The following is a 21,326-nucleotide window of genomic DNA, read 5'->3' on the forward strand; positions in this document are numbered from 1 at the left end:
TTGGAGCGCACATAGAAGCGGCCGCGGTAGTGATCCAGGCTGTATTCGTGATCCACCTGACGGGGCAGGAACAGGCGGGGGGCGTGCTCCGGCTGGTTGGCATCGATCAGCCGTGCTTCGCCGGTAGTCGTGCTGGAGAGGGCGATGACGATGAAATCTTCCGAGGTGGTGGCGTAGAGGCTGATGTAGAAGGAGTCATCCTTCTCCTCGTAGACCAGCTTGTCCGTGGCCGGATCCGTCCCGAGCGTGTGGCGATAGACCTGATAGGGCAGCAGGGTCTGCGGGTGCTTGCGCACATAGAAGACGGTCTTGTTGTCGTTGGCCCACACCAGATTGCCGGAGGTATTTTCCAGTTTGTCGGTGGCCCACTGGCCGCTCTCCAGATCGAGGAACTGGATCTGGTACTGACGACGGGAGAGGAAATCTTCCGCCACCGCCAGCCAGCGGTTGTTGCGGCTCACCTCAAGGGCGCCGAGGGCATAGAACTCGTGCCCTTCAGCCCGCAGGTTGCTGTCGAGCAGCAGGCTCGCCTGCTCTTCACCGAGCTTGGTGCGCGAGTAGATCCCGTACTCCTTGCCCGGCTCATAGCGGGTCTGGTAGCGGTAGCCGTTCTTCACATAGGGTACCGACTCATCCTGCTGGGGGATGCGGGCGACCATCTCTTTGTAAAGCTGCTCGCGCAGGGGTTGGGTCGGCTTGAGGATGGCCTCGGTATAGGCGTTCTCGGCCTTGAGATAGTCCAACACCTCGGGCTTCTGCCGCTCGTCGTCACGCAGCCAGTAGTAGTTGTCGATGCGGGTATCCCCGTGTTTTTTCAGAGTGCGGGGATGTTTGGCGGCCACGGGCGGCTGGATTGGATGTTCGCTTGTCAGCATGGCGGGCTCTTCATTGGCATAAGTGGGGGGGAGAACTGTCAGAAAGGCTAGCAGCAGAACTCCTCGGGAAAAGGTAAACATGTCGCATCCTTGGCGCTGGAAAGGGTTGGTAGACCTGAGCATCGGCTCCATGAATTGGCGTTAAATCTGCCCCTTGTTGCCGGTGGTTGCAAGCAATCCCTTGTTATTGCAGGAAATGTAATCAAAAAAAAGCCGCTATCTCGCGATAGCGGCCCTCTTTCTGGCCATGAGCGGCAAGAGTCCGCTCAGGTGTGCCTCACATGATATGGGAGTGCCCTCTCATGACCAGTTTTCGTCAGCCTGGGTAGCTCGACCAGCGGTTGGTCGCGCCCTCGTTGCTGATACTCAGTACCTCATAGGGATGGCCCGGAATATCCATGCCCGGCGCACTCTGGGGCATGCCCGGAATAGTCAGGCCACGGATCGCCGGTTTTTCCCTGAGCAGCTTTTGTACATCGGCGGCCGGTACATGCCCCTCGATCACATAGCCATTTACGATACCGGTATGGCAAGAAGCCAGTTCCGGCGCGATACCGTATTGCTGCTTCACTGCGCCGAGCTGTTCGGTTTCGATGACCTCCAGTTCGAAGCCATTCTGCTCCATGTGCTCGTTCCAGCTTTGGCAGCAGCCACAATATTTGGATTTGTAGACGGTCATCTTCTCGGCCGCGAGAGCCGAAAAGCTGACGGTACCGGCCAGCATGGCCAGTAACAGGGGTTTGTACATCACTCACCTCAGATTGAAAGAAAAGATGCCCGATACGGGATGCGTTTCAGGTCCGGGTGCGTGGGGGACGTTCGAGCCGCTCGCACGGAGCGTCCGGCATAAAGAGAGAGGGAGAGGCGAAGTCGGGGGTATCCGGTTCCAGCACGGCGACCGTCAGGCTGTCGCTGCCTACCAGCGTCATCGAGAGGGCGGTGGTAAAGCTGCCGCAGGGCATTGCTTTTTCCAGGGTTCGCTCGCTCTGGCTGCAGTGGGTGGTCAGGGTACAGAGGTCGGTTGCGGCCCGACTGCCAAACGACATCAACACCAGCACCAGACTCCACAAGGGGAGCCAGCGACGGGCGTGAGCGAGTTGGCGACGGGTGAGAACCATGGAATGACTCGAAAATAACAAGGGGCACATGGTAACCCTGTGCCCCGGGGGAGGGTCAAGCCCTCCCCATAGAGTCAGTCAGCCAGGATTAAGGTTGCTGACGGGTCGCCGCCAGCACGATCTCGCGCACGCAGACGTTGGCAGGCTGGTTCCAGGCGTAGAGCACGGCATCGGCGATCACTTCCGGTGCAATGACGCCGCCCATCTGATCTTTCCAGTCGTGGTAACCGGCCTTGATGCTCTCGTCAGTGGTGTGGCTGAGCAGCTCGGTCTCGACCGCACCCGGGGCAATGGTCACCATACGCACGCCGACATCGGCCACCTCTTCCCGGATGTTCTCGGTCAGGGCGTGCACGGCGAACTTGGTGGCGCAGTAGGCAGCATGGTTCGGGAAGGTCTTGCGACCGGCGATGGAGCTGATGTTGATGATGGTGCCGCTGCGGCGCTCCTTCATGCCTGCCAGCACTGCGTGGACGCCGTTCAGCACCCCCATCACGTTGATGTTGAGCATCTGCTGCCATTCGGCGGGATCCTGCACATCTGCCTGACCCAGCAGCATGACGCCGGCGTTGTTGACCATGCAGCCGACCGGGCCAAATTTGGCTTCTGCCTGCTGGACTGCGGCCTTCATGGCGGCGGTGTCGGTCACATCGACCCCGATGCAGAGGGTATCGGGCAGGTTCAGCGCCTGCATCGGCTCGACCCGGCGGGCCAGCAGCAGCAGCGGATGACCGGCGGCAGAGAAGGCACGGGCGATGGCGGCACCGATCCCGGCGGAGGCGCCGGTGATCACGACGAGAGATTTGGACATGGGTCTTTCCTTCTGATTCAAGAGTCGGTTTGAGCAAACAGGTGGCTGGCCAGCACGGAACCCAATCACTATAGTCACTGTATCTATAAGTGATAAATATTGTTTTCCGCTGGTTATCATCTGAAAAAACTATGGCTGGTTTATGCTGGACTTGAGATTGCTGCGTTTCTTCATCGCCATCTATGAAGAGAAGAACATCACGGCGGCGGCCGAGCGCTGCCACGTCAGCCAGCCCTCCCTCTCGGCGGGACTGCGCCAGCTGGAAGAGGCGCTCGGTGACAGCCTGTTTGTCCGGGGCAAGAAAGGGGTGGTGGCGAAAGATCCGGCCCACTATCTCTATCCTCACGCAGTCAAGCTGGTGGAGGAGGCGCGCCGTCTGCCGGAGCTGTTTCGCCAGAAAGCGACGCGTGCGAGGCTCAATATCGCCATCATGCCGGACTTGAGTCGCCGCCGGGTGGCCGGGCTGCTGCAGCAAGTACAGCGCGTGCTGCCGCAGCTGGATCTCACCCTCTCCGACTACGCTACGCCCGCCGATTGCCGCTTGACGCTGGATGTCCTGCGCCGGGAGGACGAGATCTTTCTGCCGCTGTGGGAGGAGGATTACGTGCTCTGCGTGCCGGTCGATCATCCCCTGGCCAGTCGCGAAAGGATCGAGTTGGCCGAGCTGCAACATTATGATTTTATTGAGTGCCCGCCCTGCGAAGCCCATCAGCAGACTATCGGCCTGCTGGCCTGTGACCGGCTTACCCTCAATCTGGTGGCCAAGGCCGAGAGCAAGGGGCTGGTGATGGCGCTGGTGCTGGCGGGGGTCGGCATCAGTTTTCTGCCGGACGGGCTGGTGGAGGATGAGGCAGGGCTCTGTACCTTGCCGGTGAGCGGGCCGCGGATGTTTCGCCGGATCGGGCTCTGCTATCCCGCCCACCAGACCCTCAATCCGGCGCTGCGGGAGCTGATCCCCGAGTTGGCAGGTTATGGCGCTTCCTGATAAGGTCGCTTTCCTGTGCACCTTTACGATGCAGCTCCCCAGACTCCCCTTTTCTGTTTACCGTGCCTTGCACTGCAAGGCTTTGTTCGGGTGATGTGGTCATGAAACGCATTCTGGTAATTTTTTCCCATCCCGCGCTGCAGAGCTCGCGGGCCAACAAGCAGCTGTTGCAGGCGATTGAGGGGCTGGAGGGGGTCACGGTTCACGACCTCTATCAGCACTATCCCGACATGTTCATCGATGTGAAGCGGGAGCAGGCGCTGCTCTGTGAGCACGATATCATCGTCTTCCAGCACCCGTTTTACTGGTACTCCTGTCCGGCCATCATGAAGGAGTGGATGGATCTGGTGCTGGAGTATGGCTACGCCTACGGCCCCGAAGCCCACGCCCTCAAGGGCAAGCAGTGGCTGAGCGCCATCACCACCGGCGGGGCGCCGGAGTCCTACTGCAGCGAGGGTTACAACAGCCGACCGCTGCTCGATTTTCTGCTGCCATTTCAGCAGGCTGCCACCTTGTGCGGCATGAACTGGCTGCCCCCCTTCGTGCTCCACTCCTTTCACAAGATCAAGGATCCCGCCGCCCTGCGCCGCTGTGGACAGGATTACCGCCAGCTGCTTTGCGCCTTGCGTGACGATCAGCTGACTCCAGAGCAACTGGCCGGGCGCCCTTATCTGCGCGACTTGCTGGAGGTGCTCTGATGAAACACGGACAGCTTGTTGGCCGAGCTTATGAGCCGGATCTGATGTTCACACGGAGGGCTGACTGATGGGCCACGGGATCCTGTTTGATGCCTTTATCTATCTCTCTGCCGCCGTCATCGCGGTGCCGCTGGCCAAGCGCTGGGGGCTCGGTTCGGTGCTTGGCTACCTGCTGGCGGGGATCATCATAGGCCCCTTTCTGCTGGGGTTGGTGGGGGAGCAGAAGGATGTGATGCACTTCGCCGAGTTTGGCGTGGTGCTGATGCTGTTTCTGGTCGGTCTTGAATTGCGTCCGGCCCTCTTGTGGCAGTTGAAGGGGCCGATCCTCGGCACCGGCGGCCTGCAGGTGCTGCTCACCACGGCGGCACTGACCGGCGTGGCGCACCTGATTGGTCTGCCGCTGCAACAGGGGCTGGCCATCGGCCTCATTCTGGCGCTCTCCTCCACCGCCATCGTGTTGCAGAGCCTGCAGGAGCGCAAGCTGATGCAGAGCGAGAGCGGTCGCTCCGCCTTTGCGGTGCTGCTGTTTCAGGATATTGCGGTCATTCCGATCCTGGCGATCCTGCCGCTGTTGGCCATGGCGCCGGTCGCTAGCAATGGTGGCTCCGAGCTGGCGGGTTGGCAGCATGGTCTGCTGGTGGTCGCGGCCATCTCCGGCATAGTGCTGGGTGGCCACTATCTGATGCGGCCGGTGTTTCGTGCCATCGCCCAGTCCCATATGCGGGAGATCTTCGTCGCCGCCGCCCTGCTGCTGGTGATCGCTATCGCTGTGCTGATGGAGTCGGTGGGGCTTTCGCCTGCACTTGGCTCCTTCCTCGCCGGTGTGGTGCTGGCCGACAGCGAATATCGTCATGAGCTGGAGGCAGACATTGAGCCGTTCAAGGGCTTGCTGCTCGGCCTGTTCTTTATGTCGGTGGGGGCGGGGATCGACTTCGGGCTGTTTGCCGAGCACCCCTTCCTGATACCCACTCTGGTGGTTGGCCTGATGGTGCTCAAATGGCTGGTGCTGATGGCGCTCGGCTTCATTATCCGCATCTCGCCGAGCCAGCGCTGGACCTTCGCGCTGGCGCTCGCACAGGGGGGCGAGTTTGCCTTCGTGCTCTTTTCGTTTGCCGCGCAAAACAGGGTGCTGCCCGGTGAGACCATCTCGCTGCTGACGCTGGTGGTAGCGCTCTCGATGGCGCTCACCCCACTGCTGCTGATCCTCAATGATCGGGTGATCCAGCCCTGGTTCGATTACCGTAACCAGAGCGATGCGCCGCAGCATGAGCAACCTGAGCTGGTGGAGCATCCGGTGATCATCGCGGGCTTCGGCCGCTTCGGTCAGATCGTGGGGCGTCTGCTGCACGGTCACGGCATCGGTACCACCATCCTCGAGCAGGATGCCAGCCAGATAGAGACCCTGCGCAAGTATGGCTATCAGGTCTTCTATGGCGATGCCAGCCGGATCGATCTGCTCCATGCCGCAGGGGCGCACAAGGCGAAGCTGCTGGTGCTCTCCATCAACGATCCGGCTACCTCGCTGGCGGTGATCGAGATGGTGCAGAAGCACTTCCCGCACCTGAAGATCCTGGCGCGAGCGCTGGATCGACCCCATGCCCACGAGATCCTGCGCCACGGGGTCGAGAGCGTTCACCGGGAAACCCTGGGCTCTGCGGTCGATCTGGGGGTGGAAGCCCTGACCCAGCTTGGGTTTAGGGCCAACCAAGCCTGGCGGGCGGGGCAGACCTTCAAGCAGCACGATAACTGGCTGTTGCGCGAGCAGGTCAACTATCTGGATGACGAACACACTTATATCAACAAGAGCCTGCAATACCGGGAGATCCTCTCCGATCTGTTGCAAGACGACGAGGAGGGGCAGGAGCGTATCCATGCCCACAACTGGAATAGCGGGCTACCCGACGACAAGGAAGCAAAATGATTGCCTATTACCCCATGTTCAAACACCTGCATATGACGCTGGCGCTGGTCAGTCTGCTGCTCTTTATCTATCGCTGGAGTCTGGCGCTGGCCGGCAGCGATCGGTTGCAGCAGAAGTGGCTGAAGATCCTGCCGCATATCAACGACACCTTCCTGCTGCTGTTTGGTGTGTTGCTGGCGGTGGCCTTGCAGTTGAGCCCAGGTCAACAACCCTGGCTGATGGCCAAGCTGATTGCACTGGTTCTCTATATCGGTCTGGGTGTCATGGCACTCAAGCGCCCGGCCCGCGGTCAGAAGCTGGTGGCCGGTGTGGCGGCGCTGGCGGTGTTTGGCTACATGGTCGGTGCGGCCATCACCAAGTCAGCCTGGTCGTGGCTGACGTGATTTGGCTGGGAGGGAGGATTGCCTCCCTCCGGCTATCTCAAAAGAATAGATTCAGAAAAATCCTACGCCCCTCTATGTTAGCCTGCCTCTCCACTTAGTTTTCTTCGATACGCTTAGCTTGTCTGAAAACGTCAAGTTAGCTGTGTTTATTCATATTTTTTCTTATCAATCATATATATACGTAATTTTGTATGAAAATGGCGACAGTTGTCGCTACAAAACTTACGACATAGACTGTCGCAAGTTGCGACTAGCATACAGTCAACGCTAAACCAGTGAAGGCATGCACCATGAGTAAGAAGCTGTTACGACAACTGACCTTGGCGCGTTGCATCCCGCACCGCCCTTACAAGCTGACCGCCAGCCAACTTCAGGTAAAACTGGAAGAGGAAGGCATCCATGTCAGTCTGCGTACCGTGCAACGGGACCTGGAGGAGATGTCCGGCATGGGACTGTTCGACCTCACCTCGGACGAGCGCAGCAAACCCCATGGCTGGTGCTTCGAGCGCCACGGCCTCAACGACTTTGCCAATATCATGCCGCTCTCGCTGGCGGTGGCCCTGAAAACCTGGAGTGATCAGGCGAGCCAACTGTTGCCGGCGAGTGTACTGACTGAATTGAATCCGCTGGTCGACAAGGCGAGCCAGGTGATCCGCGACAGCCAGAGTGAACTGGCCGAACGCTGGCTGGAGAGTGTCCACCAGTCACCGCGCCCGTTTGCCGGCAACCCGGAGATCCGTCGCAGCACCCTGATCCGCGATGCGCTCTGGCGTGGTCGCAAGTTCAGTGCCGAGATCCAGCGCGTGATCAAAGAGCGCACCGTGTGGCTCTGCTACGACCGTATCAACCCGCTCGGCATTCTCAATCAGCCGGACGGGCCGATCCTGCTCTGCACACTATCCGAGCTGGATCCCAAGGTTTACGGCATCCCGTTTGACCATATCAAGAACGTGGAGCTGACCAACTTCAGCGCCACCCAGCCGAAGGATTTCAATATCCAGAAGCTGATCCGCGATCAGGGCTATCAGGATGTGAGCGGCCCGATCCGCTTCGTCGGCCGGATCGATGCCAACAGCCAGTCGCTGGTGGATAACCAGATCCCCGGCAACAATCCGCGCATGACCCGCTATGACAAGCGCAGCGTGGTGGTGGAGACCGAAGTGCAGGACACCCCGGAGTTTCGCAGCTGGTTGAACAACATCGGCGGTGAACTGGAGGTGCTGGCACCGGAATCGTTGCGCAAGGCCTATCTCAATCCGGCCAACCGCTTGAGCTGATTAAAAAATTGGAATGTTGAAGAGTCGAGCCTGGTCTCGGCTCTTTTTTTGCGGTTTTTTTAAGCATATTTATTCAACTAATTTTTAAGTCTTAACGTCAGGATTGAACCGTTTTCCTGCCCCGTTTTTGGGGGCGAAACCCGTGTAAGAGATCTGCCATAGCGACTGTAAGAGGCTGGCGCTTTGAGCCGTACGCAAAGCCATGCCAGAATGATCGAACTTTCCCGTGAAACTAAATAAATAACTGATATTAAAGGGTTAGTTTTTAAGTTTGTTTTTTGGGATGAGAGCTGCATCGGATCTTTATCATCGGATGGCCCTTGTTCGGGGGGCGCATTTCCTTAGTATTGGTCTCACAAGGACGGAGCTGGTCCGGCAGGATGCAGGGCAGCGCATAAAGATGGAATAGTCCGCAGGATGTGGACAAGGAACACCTCAGGATGAGCTCGATAATCAGGATGATTATCGTTACGGATGAATAAAGGAACACCGCGGGATGCGGCAGGACACTCTCGGGATGGGAGTAGAACGAACGGAACCTCGTTCTTCAGGATGAACAGGACCTCGCCGGATGCGAGAGGAATACTTCAGGATGAAGTGAGATAACCCGGATGGTTATCTGTCAGGAAGACGCAAGGAACCCCACAGGACGTGGTAATGGACACCTCCAGGATGGAGACAGGGAAGCAGTTCAGGATGAATTGCCAGGCCAGGAACGCCGCAGGACACGCCAACGGATTGGAAAGGGGATATTCCAAAGGATTAGGATAACGTCAGGGATTGCAGGGAGCATTGCAGTTCTACGGACAGGACGACACGACTCTAGGGGACGGCTACCGCCGTCCCCTTTTCTTTATGGTTTGTCCGAGAGATTGCCGCGCTGGGCGGCGTTGACGATCTCTTGCAGGCGCTGACGAATGTCGACCATGCCAAACACGCCAAATATCAGCACAGTGACAAACTCGGCCTTGGTGACAGCGAAGTAGCGTTTGCAAGCTGCCTTGATCATGCTGGCCTGCAGCCAGTGCAGCAGGGCGACGATCACGCCGCAGACCGGCAGAAAGCCGTTGAGTTTGCCGGGCAGCGGGGCAATCAGGCTCATCAGCACACCAAACCAGAAGAACAATATCAGCCCCATCGCCAACAGATTAAAGACTCGCTTCATTGTTTACCTCCCTTAGATAGAGTTGATAGCAGACCTGACCGGCTTGTTTGTCCTTGAGTAGTTGCCAGCTGGCGGGCAGCGCCAGATCGGCCATCTCCTTCTCCCGCTCCAGATAGATGAGGGCGTCCGCTGCCAGCCAGCCGCGCTGCTCCAGCAGTTCGCACACTTGCGGCAGCAGCTCGCGGCGAAACGGCGGATCGAGGAACACCAGATCAAACGGCGTGGCCGGGCCTTGCAGCCAGCTCACTGCATCTGACTGGATCACCTGACCCTGACTGCTGCCGAGAGCGGTCAGGTTCTTCTTGATCTGGTCGGCGGCCCCTTTGTCCATTTCGATCAGGGTCACCTGCTCGGCATAGCGCGACAGCGCCTCCAGTCCGAGTCCGCCGCTGCCGGCAAACAGATCCAGGCAGCGGGTGCCGCGAATATGGGGGGCCAGCCAGTTGAAGATGGTTTCCTTGACGCGATCCGTGGTGGGTCTGAGCCCCTCCACATCCTTGACCGGCAATTTGCGGCCTCGCCACTGGCCGCTGATGATTCTTACAAAGCCCGATTTTCCTTGCGGGGCAGGACTCTTGCTCGGGTTGCTACGGCTGGATTTCACTCTGGGCATCGCGTTTCATCGTCAGAAAATAAAGTGGTAGTATAAGGCGGTTCATTTTTATGCCGACCCGCCAAGGGACGGCTATCTTAGCAGTCAGCCTTTGATGTGAGTATTTTTAGATGGCAAAAGGTTTGTTTTCCTGGCTGGGTTTCGGCCGCAAGAAAGAAGAGGCTGAGGCTGTCCAACCACAGACACCCCAAGCCACCCCCGTTACCGTTGAGCCCGAGGTCACTGCTACCCCCGCTCCCGTTTCCGATACCACTGTTTCCGATAGTACGCCGGCCGTTGCCCCCGAAGTGCCTGCCAGCGCACAGAATTCCGTTTTGCAAGATGATTGCTGCCTGCCGACCGAGCTGGACGATCACGGCCCGCTGGTGGTGGAGGAGTGCGCCTCCGATCTGGAGCCGGTGATCGTCAACGAAGCGCTGATCGCCGAAGAGGAGCGTGCCGCTGAAGCCGCTCGCACTGCCGCAGAGGCGCAAGCCGCTGAGGTCAAGGCAGCCGAAGAGGCTCGTATCGTTGCCGAAGCCCGCGCTGCTGAAGAGGCTCGCATTGCTGCCGAAGCCCGTGCCGCGGAAGATGCTCGTATCGCCGCCGAGGCTCGCGCCGCGGAAGAATCTCGCATTGCCGCCGAAGCCCGCGCTGCAAAAGAGGCTCGTATCGCCGCCGAAGCCCGCGCTGTGGAAGAAGCTCGCATTGCTGCCGAGGCTCGCGCCGCGGAAGAGGCTCGCATTGCTGCTGAAGCTCGCGCTGCTGAAGCTCGCGCCGCGGAAGAGGCTCGCATCGCTGCCGAATCCCGCGCTGCGGAAGAAGCTCGCATTGCTGCTGAAGCTCGCGCTGCGGAGGAGGCTCGCATTGCTGTCGAAGCTCAGGCTGCTGAAGAAGCCCGTATCGCCAAAGAGGCCCAACGCGCGGAAGATATGCGCCTGGTCGCCGCGATGGAGGCTGAGGCCGCCGCCCTGGCCGCTCTGCCGCTGGCCGCCAAGGTGGACGACGACACCCAGGACAAACCGCAGCGGGAGGGCTTCTTTGCTCGCCTCAAGCGCAGTCTGGTACGCACCAAGGAGAATATCGGCTCCGGTTTCTTCGGCCTGTTCCGTGGCAAGAAGATCGACGATGAGCTCTTTGAAGAGCTGGAAACCCAGCTGCTGACCGCCGATCTCGGTGTGGATACCACTACTCGTATCATCGAGGGGCTGGTGCAGCACGCGGATCGCAAGCAGCTCAAGGATGCCGAGGCGCTCTACGGCCTGCTCAAGCAGGACATGGGCGAGATGCTGGCCAAGGTCGAACAGCCGCTGGTGATCGACACCAGCAAGAAGCCTTATGTGATCCTGATGGTCGGCGTAAACGGCGTCGGCAAGACCACCACCATCGGCAAGCTGGCCAAGCAGTTCCAGGCTGAAGGCAAGAGCGTGATGCTGGCGGCGGGTGACACCTTCCGTGCCGCAGCGGTCGAACAGCTGCAGGTTTGGGGTCAGCGCAACAACATTCCGGTGATTGCCCAGCACACTGGCGCCGATTCCGCTTCTGTCATTTATGACGCTATCGAGGCCGCCCGCTCCCGCGGGGCTGACGTGCTGATCGCCGACACCGCCGGTCGCCTGCAGAACAAGAGCAACCTGATGGAGGAGCTCAAGAAGGTGGTGCGGGTGATGAAGAAGCTGGATGAAGAGGCGCCCCACGAGATCATGCTGACGCTGGATGCCGGCACCGGCCAGAACGCCCTGAGCCAGGCCAAGCTGTTCAGCGAGGCAGTGGGCCTGACCGGTATCACCCTCACCAAGCTGGATGGCACCGCCAAGGGCGGCGTCATCTTTGCGGTGGCCGACAAGTTCCAGATCCCGATCCGCTATATCGGGGTGGGCGAGGGGATCGACGATCTGCGTCCCTTCGTTGCCAACGACTTCATCGAGGCGCTCTTCAGCCGCGATGAATAAGTCCGGCCGTGATGAGTCAGCTCTGCCGTGATGAGTAAGTGTTCCATGCCCCGACTCCGGTCGGGGTTTGTCAATTTCAGGGAACCGTTATGATTCGTTTTGACAAGGTCAGCAAGGTATACAGCGGCGGCCATCAGGCGCTGCAAAAGGTCAGCTTTCACCTGCGCAAGGGAGAGATGGCCTTTCTGACCGGGCACTCGGGGGCGGGTAAGAGTACCCTCCTCAAACTGATCAGCGTGATGGAGCGTCCAACCGATGGTCGCGTCTTCTTTCATGGTGATGATGTCAGCCATATCCAGCGCAGCCAGATCCCCTATGTTCGCCGCCAGATCGGGATGATCTTTCAGGATCACCGCCTGCTGATGGACCGCACCGTGTTTGACAACGTGGCGCTGCCGCTGGTGATCGATGGCTACAGCCACGCCGATATCAACAAGCGCGTGGCGGCGGCGCTGGACAAGGTGGGGCTGCTCGGCAAGGAGCGTTACCAGCCGCGGATGCTCTCCGGGGGTGAACAGCAGCGGGTCGGCATCGCCCGTGCCATCGTCAACAAGCCGCCGCTGCTGCTGGCGGATGAACCGACCGGCAACCTGGATCCCCAGCTCTCCATGGATATCATGCGGCTATTTCAGGAGTTCAACAATTTTGGGGTCTCTGTACTGATTGCTACTCACGATCTGGGGCTGATCGCCCGCATGCGCTATCGCACCCTGACCCTCAAGGCGGGTCGCATGTATTCGGCCGGGGAGGAGCTCTGATGGCTATTGTTCGTCATAAACAACCACCGCTGCGTCGTCTGATGATGTACGGGGTTGACCATGTGCGGCAGGCGTTTGCCAGTCTCGGGGAGCTGTGGCGAAATCCGCTCGCCTCCCTGATGACGCTGGCGGTGCTCGGTGTCAGTCTGGCGTTGCCCTCCTGCTTCCACGTATTGTTGAAAAACGCCGAGGTGGTGGAGGGGAGCTGGCAGAACAGCTCCCAGATCTCCCTCTATCTGCGCAAGGATCTGCCGGAGCAGAGCATTCTCGATCTGCAGCACAGGATCCTGCTCTATCCCGAGGTGGATTCGGTCACCTACCTGAGCCGTGACGATGCGTTGCGGGAGTTTCGCGAGATCTCCGGTTTCGGCGATGCCCTCGATTATCTGGACAGCAACCCGCTACCGCCGGTGCTGAGCGTCATTCCGGATCCGCGCTGGCAGAATCCGGAAGGGGCCGCCGAGTTGCTCGGCAAGCTAAACAATGAGGATGGGGTCGAGCAGGGCAAGCTGGATCTGCAGTGGCTGACCCGCCTGCAGGGGATCATGAACCTGCTGCGTCACACCATTACCGGTATCGCCGTGCTGCTGCTCTCCGCCGTGCTGCTGATCGTCGGCAACACCCTGCGTCTCAACATCCTCAACCAGCGCTCAGAGATCGAGGTGCTCAAGCTGGTGGGGGCAACCGATGCCTTCATCCATCGCCCTTTCCTCTATACCGGCATCTGGTTCGGGGTGATCGGCGGCATGCTGGCATGGTGGCTGACCGAAGTGATGGTGATCTGGAGCGAAGGGGTGGTGAAGGAGCTTGCGGGCTTGTATAACAGTAACTTCCGGCTGGTTGGCATGGGTCTGGTGGACGGGGTGAACCTGATCCTGCTGGGGGCCTTGCTGGGGCTGATTGCTTCCTGGTTTTCGGTTCATCGTCACATTCGAGATATAGAGCCATCCTGATTAATTTATTATCAAAGTAAATCGCTGGATTTTGAGAGGTGGATCAAGTAATAGAGGCTCCGTTTCTGGCTTGACCCCCTTAGTCAGAGTATTCTGAATAGCGGCGATCTTCCGGATCTTTGCTGGGTCCGTGGAACCTTCTGATTTATAAGCAGTCTATTAAAGCTGAAGCATTTATACGGGTGTGGCCCCTCTGCCTTGCTCGTCAGACTTGGCAAGCATGTGAAGGTTGCGAGCTCCGCAACAATGGACTTAGCATGCTACTTTTCGGGGGTCCTTCATTGTGACCCCCTTTTTTTGACTGTTCATTCATGATTCATCCTGCAGGCTTAAGATAAGCCGGTCTAAAACTGGGCATGTTCTTTGATACACGCCGCAGAATGGCATCCGGTCAGTAGACAGACCCTCTCAGGGTGTTAGACTGATTCGATTGAAAAGTAAGAGGTAACAGATGGGAACTTCATTGCAGCGCACTATGGCTCTGATTCCGCAAGGTAGTCTGGAAGGCTATATCCAGGCAGTAAACTCTATTCCTGTGCTGAGCGCAGAGGAAGAGCGTGAACTGGCTGAGCGTTTGCAGCAGGATGGCGATCTCGAGGCTGCTCGTCAGCTGGTTATGTCGCACCTGCGCTTTGTCGTTCATGTCGCCAAGAGTTATGCCGGTTACGGCCTGCCTCAGGCCGATCTGGTTCAGGAAGGCAACATCGGCCTGATGAAGGCGGTCAAGCGCTTCGACCCGACGGTCGGCGTGCGTCTGGTCTCCTTTGCCGTGCACTGGATCAAGGCCGAAATCCACGAATATGTCCTGCGCAACTGGCGCATGGTCAAGGTGGCGACCACCAAGGCCCAGCGCAAGCTCTTCTTCAACCTGCGCAAATCCAAAAAACGTCTGGGCTGGCTGAACCACGAAGAGGTTCAGGCCGTGGCGGCCGATCTCGGCGTCTCTGCCGCTGACGTGACCGAGATGGAAGCGCGGATGGCCAACTACGATCAGGCGTTCGATCTGGTTGGTGATGATGAAGAAGAGGGCGGTTTCGCTCCGGTTCACTATCTGGAGGACAAATCCTCCGATCTGGCCGCGACCATCGAGAATGACAACTGGGACGATCACGCGACCCGTCGCCTGAGCTCGGCCCTTGCCACCCTGGATGAGCGCAGCCAGCACATCATCCGCGCCCGCTGGCTCGATGATGACAGCAAGACCACTCTGCAGGAGCTGGCCGATACCTACGGCGTCTCTGCCGAGCGTGTGCGCCAGCTTGAGAAAAACGCACTCAAGAAGCTGAAAGATGCCATGGAAGCCTGATGCTTCCTCTCATAAAAACAGGGCCTGATGGCCCTGTTTTTGTTTCGCAGGGATCTGGTCGGCCTTGCTTTGGTTACCCTTGAGTGTGTTATGTTGCCGCCACTGCCACATTAGGGAGAGCAGAAGTGAAACTGTTGAACGACCTGTTTACCAACAACCGTGAGTGGGCCGAACGGATCAAAGCCGAAGATCCCGCTTTCTTTGCCACTCTTTCTGCCCAGCAGGCCCCCGAATACCTCTGGATTGGTTGTTCCGACAGCCGGGTCCCCGCCAACCAGCTGATGGGGTTGCTGCCGGGGGATGTCTTCGTCCACCGCAACGTCGCCAATCTGGTGGTACATACCGATTTCAACTGCCTCTCCGTGCTGCAATACGCGGTAGAAGTGCTCAAGGTGAAGCACATCATCGTCTGCGGTCACTATGGCTGCGGCGGCGTCAAGGCCGCGATGCAGAATCAGGAGCTGGGTCTCATCGACAACTGGCTGCGCAACATCAAGGATGTCTACTTCAAATACGGTGAAGAGCTCGAGGCCATCGAGGATGAGCACGAGCGCTTCGACTACCTGTGCGAGCTGAACGTGGCCGAACAGGTCGCCAACGTCTGCCACACCACTATCATCCAGAACGCCTGGCGCAAGGGGCAGGAGCTGGCCGTTCACGGCTGGATCTACGGGATCAAGGATGGCTTGCTGCACGATCTCGATCTCTGCATCAGCGGCCCGGATCAGATCCCCGATGTCTATCGTGCCTGGCCGGACATGCGTCCGCCCCACCGTCGGCGCTAGGGAGCTTCATGGTGGCGCCAGCCCTCTATCTGCAGATCAAGCAGCATATTCTGGACGGGATCCGCGAACGCCACTATCAGGCGGGGGACAGGATCCCGACCGAAGCGGCCCTGTGCGAGCAGTTCACCGTGAGCCGGATGACGGTCAACCGGGCGCTGCGGGAACTGGTGGCGGAAGGGTGGCTGGTGCGTACCGCCGGTTCCGGCAGCTTCGTGGCGGACAGGCGCACCGAGTCACCGCTGCTGGCTATTCGCAATATTGCCGACGAGATCGCCGAGCGTGGCGGTGAGTACAGCGCCCGGGTGATCCGGCTGCAGCGACTGGCCGCCGACGAGAAGGTGGCGGTACAGCTGGGACTGCGGGTTGGCGCCCCCATCTTTCACAGCTTGATCGTCCATCAGGCCGATGGGGAGCCGTTGCAGCTGGAGGAGCGCTTCGTCGATGCCGGGCGTTTGCCGGGCTATGGTGAGCAGGATTTTACCCAACAGACTCCCAACCGCTATCTGATGGATGTCTGCCCCCTCTCCGAGATGGAGCACGTGGTGGAAGCCGTGTTGCCCAGCGCCGGTGAGGCGGGATTGTTGCAGATCCGCGTAGATTCCCCCTGCCTGTTGTTGCACCGGCGTACCTGGTCGGAGGGGCATCTGGTCTCCTATGCCCGTTTGCTCTCTCCCGGTTCCCGCTACAAGCTCAGCTCCAAGACTCAGCTGGAGTGAATGTATATACAACTCGATTTTGCAAAGCCCACCTCTTGGTGGGCTTTTTGTGCTTAAACTCTAAGTTCGATGCTGTTATCAGGATGTGAACTTCGCTCTTTCTTTCGTCATAGAGATCGACTATAAGGATATGTATATACATTTGAGGTCGCTATGAACAAGGAACTGTTGAACTGCGAGCGGGTCTGGCTCAACGTGACGCCCGCTACCCTGAATGATGAGCTGGCCGACTACGGCCTGCTGCCGCTCCACGCCATCGGCGTGAAGGATGGCAAGATCCACGCGCTGGTGCCGATGGCCGAGCTTAAGGGGCCCCATCCTGCTCACTGGCAGGATATGCAGGGCAAGCTGGTCACCCCCGGCCTTATCGATTGCCATACACACCTCATCTTCGCCGGCAGCCGTGCCGAAGAGTTCGAGCTTCGTCAGCAGGGGGTGCCCTATGCCGAGATAGCCCGTCGGGGCGGTGGCATCATCAGCACGGTGCGTGCGACCCGTGCCGCCAGCGAAGAGCAACTGTTCGAGCTAGCGTTGCCGAGGGTGACATCCCTGATCCGCGAAGGGGTTACCACGGTGGAGATCAAGTCCGGCTATGGCCTGACGCTGGATGACGAACTCAAGATGCTGCGGGTGGCCCGCCGACTGGGAGAGGCGTTGCCGATCCGGGTCAAAACCACCCTGCTGGCGGCCCATGCGGTGCCGCCGGAGTATCGCGACGATCCCGACAGCTGGGTCGAGACCATCTGCCAAGAGATTATTCCGGCAGCCGCCGAGGCGGGTCTGGCCGATGCGGTAGATGTTTTCTGCGAGCACATCGGCTTCTCGCTGGCCCAGACCGAGCAGGTCTATCTGGCGGCGGATCAATATGGCCTGCCGGTGAAGGGGCATATGGATCAGCTCTCCAATCTCGGTGGCAGCACGCTCGCTGCCAACTTCGGCGCCCTCTCGGTGGATCATCTGGAGTATCTGGATCCGGAAGGGATCCTGGCGCTGGCCCACCGTGGCGTGGTCGCCACCTTGCTGCCCACTGCCTTCTACTTCCTCAAAGAGACCAAGCTGCCGCCGGTTGCCGCCTTGCGCAAGGCGGGGGTGGCGATGGCGGTCTCCTCCGACATCAACCCGGGTACCGCCCCCATCGTCTCGCTGCGGATGGCGATGAACATGGCCTGCACCCTGTTTGGCCTGACCCCGCTGGAGGCCATGGTCGGGGTGACCCGTCACGCCGCCAAAGCGCTCGGCGAGCAGGATCGCTTTGGCCAGCTCAGGGTGGGCATGGCGGCTGATTTTCTGATCTGGCACTGCGCCCATCCGGCCGAGCTGAGCTACATGGTCGGCGTCGATCAGCTGGCAGCCCGCATCTTCCACGGCGAGGAGACCCTCCATGGATAAGTTCAACCCGATCGACATGTCGCTCTGGCAGGGGCGGCAGGATCCGGAAGATGGCGAACTGGCCCTGCGCTGGCATGACAAGGTGCAGCCCTTGACCGCCGGGGCACAAGAGGCTGCCGGTGTGGTACTGCTCGGTTTTGCTTGCGATGAAGGGGTACGCCGCAACAAGGGGCGTGTCGGCGCCGCCGGTGCGCCGCAAGCGGTGCGCAAGCTGCTGGCCAACACCGCCTGGCATCTGAGTCGCCCCGTCTATGATGGTGGGGATGTGAGCTGTACCGATGGCAATCTCGACGCCGCCCACGGCCATCTGGCCGAGCGGGTCGCCGCTGCGCTCGATTTGGGCCACTTCCCGCTGGTGCTGGGGGGCGGTCACGAGGTGGCTTTCGGCAGCTGGAGCGGCCTTAACCGTCATCTGGGTGGCAGTGGCAAGGTCGGCATTATCAACCTCGATGCTCACTTTGACCTGCGCATGAAGCAAGAGCAGGCCAGCTCCGGCACCCCCTTCTTCCAGATCGCCGAGCAGTGCGCCGCTCAGGGCACACCGTTTCGCTACGCCTGCCTCGGGGTGGCCGAGACCGCCAATACCCAGGCGCTGTTTGCACGGGCCGACGAGTTGGGGGTCTGGTATGTGAAAGATGAAGCCATGAGCGAGCGTGCTCTGCCCACCTTGCTAAGCGGGTTGGATGCCTTTATCGCCGATTGTGATCACCTCTATCTGACCATCGATCTCGACGTGCTGCCGGCGGCCGTGATGCCGGGAGTGAGCGCCCCCGCCGCCCGCGGCGTGGAGCTGGCGGTGATCGAACCGCTCATTGCCCATATCCGGGCCAGCGGCAAGCTGAGGCTCGCCGATCTGGCCGAGTATAACCCGACGCTGGATCAGGACAACCGCAGTGCCCGCGTGGCCGCGCGACTGGTTCATCTGTTGACCCGTTAACCCTTTGGCCGCATATCGCCGAAGGCACCCTATTGATACAACAAGGAGTGTGTATGTCTGTGCAACAGCAGGATCCCCGTAATGATCCGAACCGCGTGATCCGTGCCCCGCGCGGCACCGAACTGACCGCCAAGAGCTGGCTCACCGAGGCGCCGTTGCGGATGCTGATGAACAACCTGGATCCCGAGGTGGCCGAGCATCCCCAGTCGCTGGTGGTTTATGGCGGCATCGGTCGCGCTGCCCGCAACTGGGCCTGCTTTGACAAGATCGTCGAGGTGCTGACCCGGCTGGAGGAGGATCAGACCCTGCTGGTGCAATCCGGCAAGCCGGTCGGGGTGTTCCAGACCCACAAGGATGCGCCGCGGGTGCTGATCGCCAACTCCAATCTGGTGCCGCACTGGGCCAACTGGGAGCACTTCAACGAGCTCGATAAGAAGGGCCTGATGATGTACGGCCAGATGACCGCGGGTTCATGGATCTACATCGGCACTCAGGGGATCGTGCAGGGTACTTACGAGACCTTCTTCGCGGTGGCCAATCAGCACTTCAACGGTGAACCCAAAGGGCGCTGGATCCTCACTGGTGGTCTCGGCGGTATGGGCGGCGCCCAGCCGCTGGCCGCCACCATGGCTGGCTTCTCGATGATCGCCGTCGAGTGTGACGAGACCCGCATCGATTTTCGTCTGCGCACCCGCTATGTGGACAAGAAGGCTCACAGCCTGGATGAGGCGCTGGCCATGATCGAAGAGGCCAAACAGGGCGGCACCGCCATCTCCGTCGGCCTGCTCGGCAACGCCGCCGATGTGTTCGCCGAGCTGGTGGCCCGTGGCATCACCCCTGACGTGGTGACCGACCAGACCTCCGCCCACGACCCGGTGCACGGCTACCTGCCGCAGGGCTGGAGCGTGGCCAAGTGGCGCGAGCTGCAGCAGAGTGCCCCGCAGGAGGTGAATCTGGCCGCTCGTCGCTCCATGGCCCGTCAGGTGGAGGCGATGCTGACCCTGCAAGAGCGCGGCGCGGCGACTCTGGATTACGGCAACAACATTCGCCAGATGGCGCTGGAGGAGGGGGTGGCGAACGCCTTCGACTTCCCCGGCTTCGTCCCCGCCTACATTCGCCCGCTGTTTTGCGAGGGGATAGGCCCGTTCCGCTGGGTGGCCCTCTCCGGCGATCCGGAAGATATCTACAAGACAGATCAGAAGGTGAAAGAGCTGATCCCGGATGATCCTCACCTGCACAACTGGCTCGACATGGCCCGCGAGCGCATCGCGTTTCAGGGGCTGCCAGCGCGGATCTGCTGGGTCGGGGTCAAGGATCGGGTGCGGCTCGGTCTGGCCTTCAACGAGATGGTGAAAAACGGCGAGCTGAAAGCCCCCATCGTCATCGGCCGCGACCATCTGGATTCCGGCTCGGTGGCGAGCCCGAACCGCGAGACCGAGTCGATGATGGATGGCTCCGATGCCGTCTCCGACTGGCCGCTGCTCAACGCCCTGCTCAACACAGCTGGTGGCGCGACCTGGGTCTCCCTGCACCACGGCGGCGGGGTCGGTATGGGCTTCTCCCAGCACTCCGGCGTGGTGATCGTCTGTGACGGCTCCGATGACGCGGCCCGCCGCGTCGGTCGGGTGCTGCGCAACGATCCGGCCACCGGGGTGATGCGCCACGCGGATGCCGGCTACGAGATTGCCATCAACTGTGCCCATGAGGCGAAACTGGATCTGCCGATGATTGACGGCGCCAACGGTGTCAAAGGAAAGGTGTAACACCATGTTTGAATTGACTATTACTCCGGGCGAGCTGGATCTTGCCACCCTGCGCCGCGTCAGCCGCGAGCCGGTACATGTTTCACTGGATCCGGCCGCGCTGCCGGGGATCCACGCCTCCGCAGCTGTGGTTACCAAGGTGATCGAGCAGAACCGGGTGGTGTATGGCATCAACACCGGCTTTGGCCTGTTGGCCAACACCCGCATTCCGGTGGAGCAGCTGGACGAGCTTCAGCGCTCCATCGTGCTTTCCCACGCGGCAGGGATTGGCGAGTACATGGATGACGCTACCGTGCGGCTGATGATGGTGCTCAAGCTCAACTCGCTGGCGCGCGGCTTCTCCGGCATCCGACTGACGGTGATTGAGGCCTTGATGACCCTCATCAACGCTGAAGTCTATCCGGTGGTGCCGAAGAAGGGATCCGTCGGTGCCTCCGGCGATCTGGCGCCGCTGGCTCATATGAGCTGCCTGCTGATCGGGGAGGGCAAGGCCCGCCACAAGGGCGAGCTGATCGATGCCGCTACAGCGCTGAAAATTGCCGGGCTCGAGCCTATCGCGCTGGCACCCAAAGAAGGATTGGCGCTGCTTAACGGCACTCAGGCGAGCACTGCCTTCGCGCTGGAAGGGCTGTTCCATGCTGAGGATCTGTTCGCTGGTGCCATCACCATAGGTGCTATGAGTGTGGAGGCTGCCCTTGGCAGCCGACGGCCGTTCGATGCCCGCATCCACGCGGTGCGCGGTCAGCGTGGCCAGATCGACGCGGCCGCCTGCTATCGCCACCTGCTGGTGGATGGCAGCGAGATCGGCATGTCCCATCACAAATGCGAGAAGGTGCAGGATCCCTACTCATTGCGCTGCCAGCCGCAGGTGATGGGGGCCTGCCTGACCCAGATCCGTCAGGCCGCCGAGGTGCTGGTGTGCGAGGCCAACGCGGTCTCCGA

20 protein-coding genes and 1 pseudogene are annotated in these 21,326 nt (G+C 60.2%); 15 read left to right on the forward strand and 6 right to left on the reverse strand.

Annotation, left to right across the window (positions count from 1 at the left end):
- The 4 genes and pseudogenes from G5358_RS13935 to G5358_RS13950 all read right to left on the reverse strand — a co-directional run.
- Nucleotides 1-956: pseudogene (locus G5358_RS13935) on the reverse strand (oligopeptidase B); the annotation flags it as partial.
- 235 nt (nt 957-1,191) lie between these two features.
- A complete protein-coding gene (locus G5358_RS13940; RefSeq protein WP_005339953.1) occupies nt 1,192-1,623 on the reverse strand; it encodes a DUF411 domain-containing protein in 432 nt (143 codons plus the stop codon).
- A gap of 46 nt (nt 1,624-1,669) precedes the next feature.
- On the reverse strand, nt 1,670-1,993 hold the full coding sequence (locus G5358_RS13945; RefSeq protein WP_204420131.1) for a hypothetical protein: 324 nt from the start codon (nt 1,991-1,993) through the stop codon (nt 1,670-1,672).
- Between the two features lie 88 nt (nt 1,994-2,081).
- On the reverse strand, nt 2,082-2,804 hold the full coding sequence (locus tag G5358_RS13950) for an SDR family oxidoreductase (RefSeq protein ID WP_005348556.1): 723 nt from the start codon (nt 2,802-2,804) through the stop codon (nt 2,082-2,084).
- A 142-nt stretch (nt 2,805-2,946) separates the two neighbouring features.
- Between G5358_RS13950 and G5358_RS13955 the strand changes: the two genes are divergently transcribed.
- From G5358_RS13955 to G5358_RS13975, 5 genes are all read left to right on the forward strand, one after another.
- Complete coding sequence (locus G5358_RS13955) at nt 2,947-3,789, forward strand: LysR family transcriptional regulator (RefSeq protein WP_199416573.1); 843 nt, start codon at nt 2,947-2,949, stop codon at nt 3,787-3,789.
- A 101-nt stretch (nt 3,790-3,890) separates the two neighbouring features.
- Nucleotides 3,891-4,487 carry an NAD(P)H-dependent oxidoreductase gene (locus G5358_RS13960; protein ID WP_005339958.1) on the forward strand — a complete coding sequence of 199 codons (597 nt, stop codon included), beginning with the start codon at nt 3,891-3,893 and terminating at the stop codon, nt 4,485-4,487.
- A 67-nt stretch (nt 4,488-4,554) separates the two neighbouring features.
- Nucleotides 4,555-6,408: a monovalent cation:proton antiporter-2 (CPA2) family protein gene (locus tag G5358_RS13965; protein WP_139732146.1), complete on the forward strand. Its 1,854-nt coding sequence runs from the start codon at nt 4,555-4,557 to the stop codon at nt 6,406-6,408.
- Nucleotides 6,405-6,791 (forward strand): SirB2 family protein, encoded by a 387-nt coding sequence (locus tag G5358_RS13970; protein ID WP_421203295.1) that lies wholly within the window; start codon nt 6,405-6,407, stop codon nt 6,789-6,791. The genes G5358_RS13965 and G5358_RS13970 overlap by 4 nt, the downstream gene beginning before the upstream one ends.
- Nucleotides 6,792-7,081: 290 nt before the next feature.
- Nucleotides 7,082-8,068 carry a helix-turn-helix transcriptional regulator gene (locus tag G5358_RS13975; RefSeq protein ID WP_005339987.1) on the forward strand — a complete coding sequence of 329 codons (987 nt, stop codon included), beginning with the start codon at nt 7,082-7,084 and terminating at the stop codon, nt 8,066-8,068.
- Nucleotides 8,069-8,921: 853 nt separating this feature from the next.
- Here G5358_RS13975 and G5358_RS13980 read toward each other — a convergent pair.
- Both G5358_RS13980 and rsmD read right to left on the reverse strand, forming a co-directional pair.
- Nucleotides 8,922-9,233 carry a DUF1145 domain-containing protein gene (locus G5358_RS13980; RefSeq protein ID WP_042052536.1) on the reverse strand — a complete coding sequence of 104 codons (312 nt, stop codon included), beginning with the start codon at nt 9,231-9,233 and terminating at the stop codon, nt 8,922-8,924.
- Entirely contained in the window at nt 9,217-9,846 is a 630-nt protein-coding gene (rsmD, locus tag G5358_RS13985) for a 16S rRNA (guanine(966)-N(2))-methyltransferase RsmD (protein WP_124930360.1), read from the reverse strand. Before rsmD ends, G5358_RS13980 begins: the two co-directional genes overlap by 17 nt.
- Nucleotides 9,847-9,956: 110 nt before the next feature.
- Between rsmD and ftsY the strand changes: the two genes are divergently transcribed.
- The 10 genes from ftsY to G5358_RS14035 form a co-directional block, all read left to right on the forward strand.
- Nucleotides 9,957-11,777 carry a signal recognition particle-docking protein FtsY gene (gene ftsY / locus G5358_RS13990; protein ID WP_421324262.1) on the forward strand — a complete coding sequence of 607 codons (1,821 nt, stop codon included), beginning with the start codon at nt 9,957-9,959 and terminating at the stop codon, nt 11,775-11,777.
- Between the two features lie 89 nt (nt 11,778-11,866).
- A complete protein-coding gene (gene ftsE / locus G5358_RS13995) occupies nt 11,867-12,535 on the forward strand; it encodes a cell division ATP-binding protein FtsE (RefSeq protein WP_005339995.1) in 669 nt (222 codons plus the stop codon).
- A complete protein-coding gene (gene ftsX / locus G5358_RS14000; RefSeq protein WP_005342860.1) occupies nt 12,535-13,488 on the forward strand; it encodes a permease-like cell division protein FtsX in 954 nt (317 codons plus the stop codon). The genes ftsE and ftsX overlap by 1 nt, the downstream gene beginning before the upstream one ends.
- 451 nt (nt 13,489-13,939) lie before the next feature.
- A complete protein-coding gene (gene rpoH / locus G5358_RS14005; RefSeq protein WP_005339997.1) occupies nt 13,940-14,794 on the forward strand; it encodes an RNA polymerase sigma factor RpoH in 855 nt (284 codons plus the stop codon).
- Nucleotides 14,795-14,919: 125 nt separating this feature from the next.
- Nucleotides 14,920-15,579, forward strand: a complete 660-nt coding sequence (can, locus tag G5358_RS14010) for a carbonate dehydratase (protein WP_005339998.1) — start codon at nt 14,920-14,922, stop codon at nt 15,577-15,579.
- An 11-nt stretch (nt 15,580-15,590) separates the two neighbouring features.
- Nucleotides 15,591-16,295, forward strand: coding sequence for a histidine utilization repressor (hutC, locus tag G5358_RS14015; protein ID WP_041202413.1), 705 nt, complete (start codon nt 15,591-15,593; stop codon nt 16,293-16,295).
- 153 nt (nt 16,296-16,448) lie between these two features.
- Entirely contained in the window at nt 16,449-17,684 is a 1,236-nt protein-coding gene (hutI, locus tag G5358_RS14020; protein ID WP_421324263.1) for an imidazolonepropionase, read from the forward strand.
- Nucleotides 17,677-18,621, forward strand: coding sequence for a formimidoylglutamase (gene hutG, locus G5358_RS14025; protein ID WP_421324264.1), 945 nt, complete (start codon nt 17,677-17,679; stop codon nt 18,619-18,621). The genes hutI and hutG overlap by 8 nt, the downstream gene beginning before the upstream one ends.
- Before the next feature lie 53 nt (nt 18,622-18,674).
- The gene (gene hutU / locus G5358_RS14030; protein WP_421324265.1) at nt 18,675-20,384 is read left to right on the forward strand and encodes a urocanate hydratase; all 1,710 of its coding nucleotides are present in this window, start codon (nt 18,675-18,677) and stop codon (nt 20,382-20,384) included.
- Between the two features lie 4 nt (nt 20,385-20,388).
- Nucleotides 20,389-21,326: aromatic amino acid lyase (locus tag G5358_RS14035; RefSeq protein WP_421324266.1), on the forward strand; the 938-nt coding region annotated here is incomplete at its 3' end.

Source organism: Aeromonas sp. 604176 (genome assembly GCF_049170755.1).
Taxonomy (GTDB): domain Bacteria; phylum Pseudomonadota; class Gammaproteobacteria; order Enterobacterales; family Aeromonadaceae; genus Aeromonas; species Aeromonas veronii_A.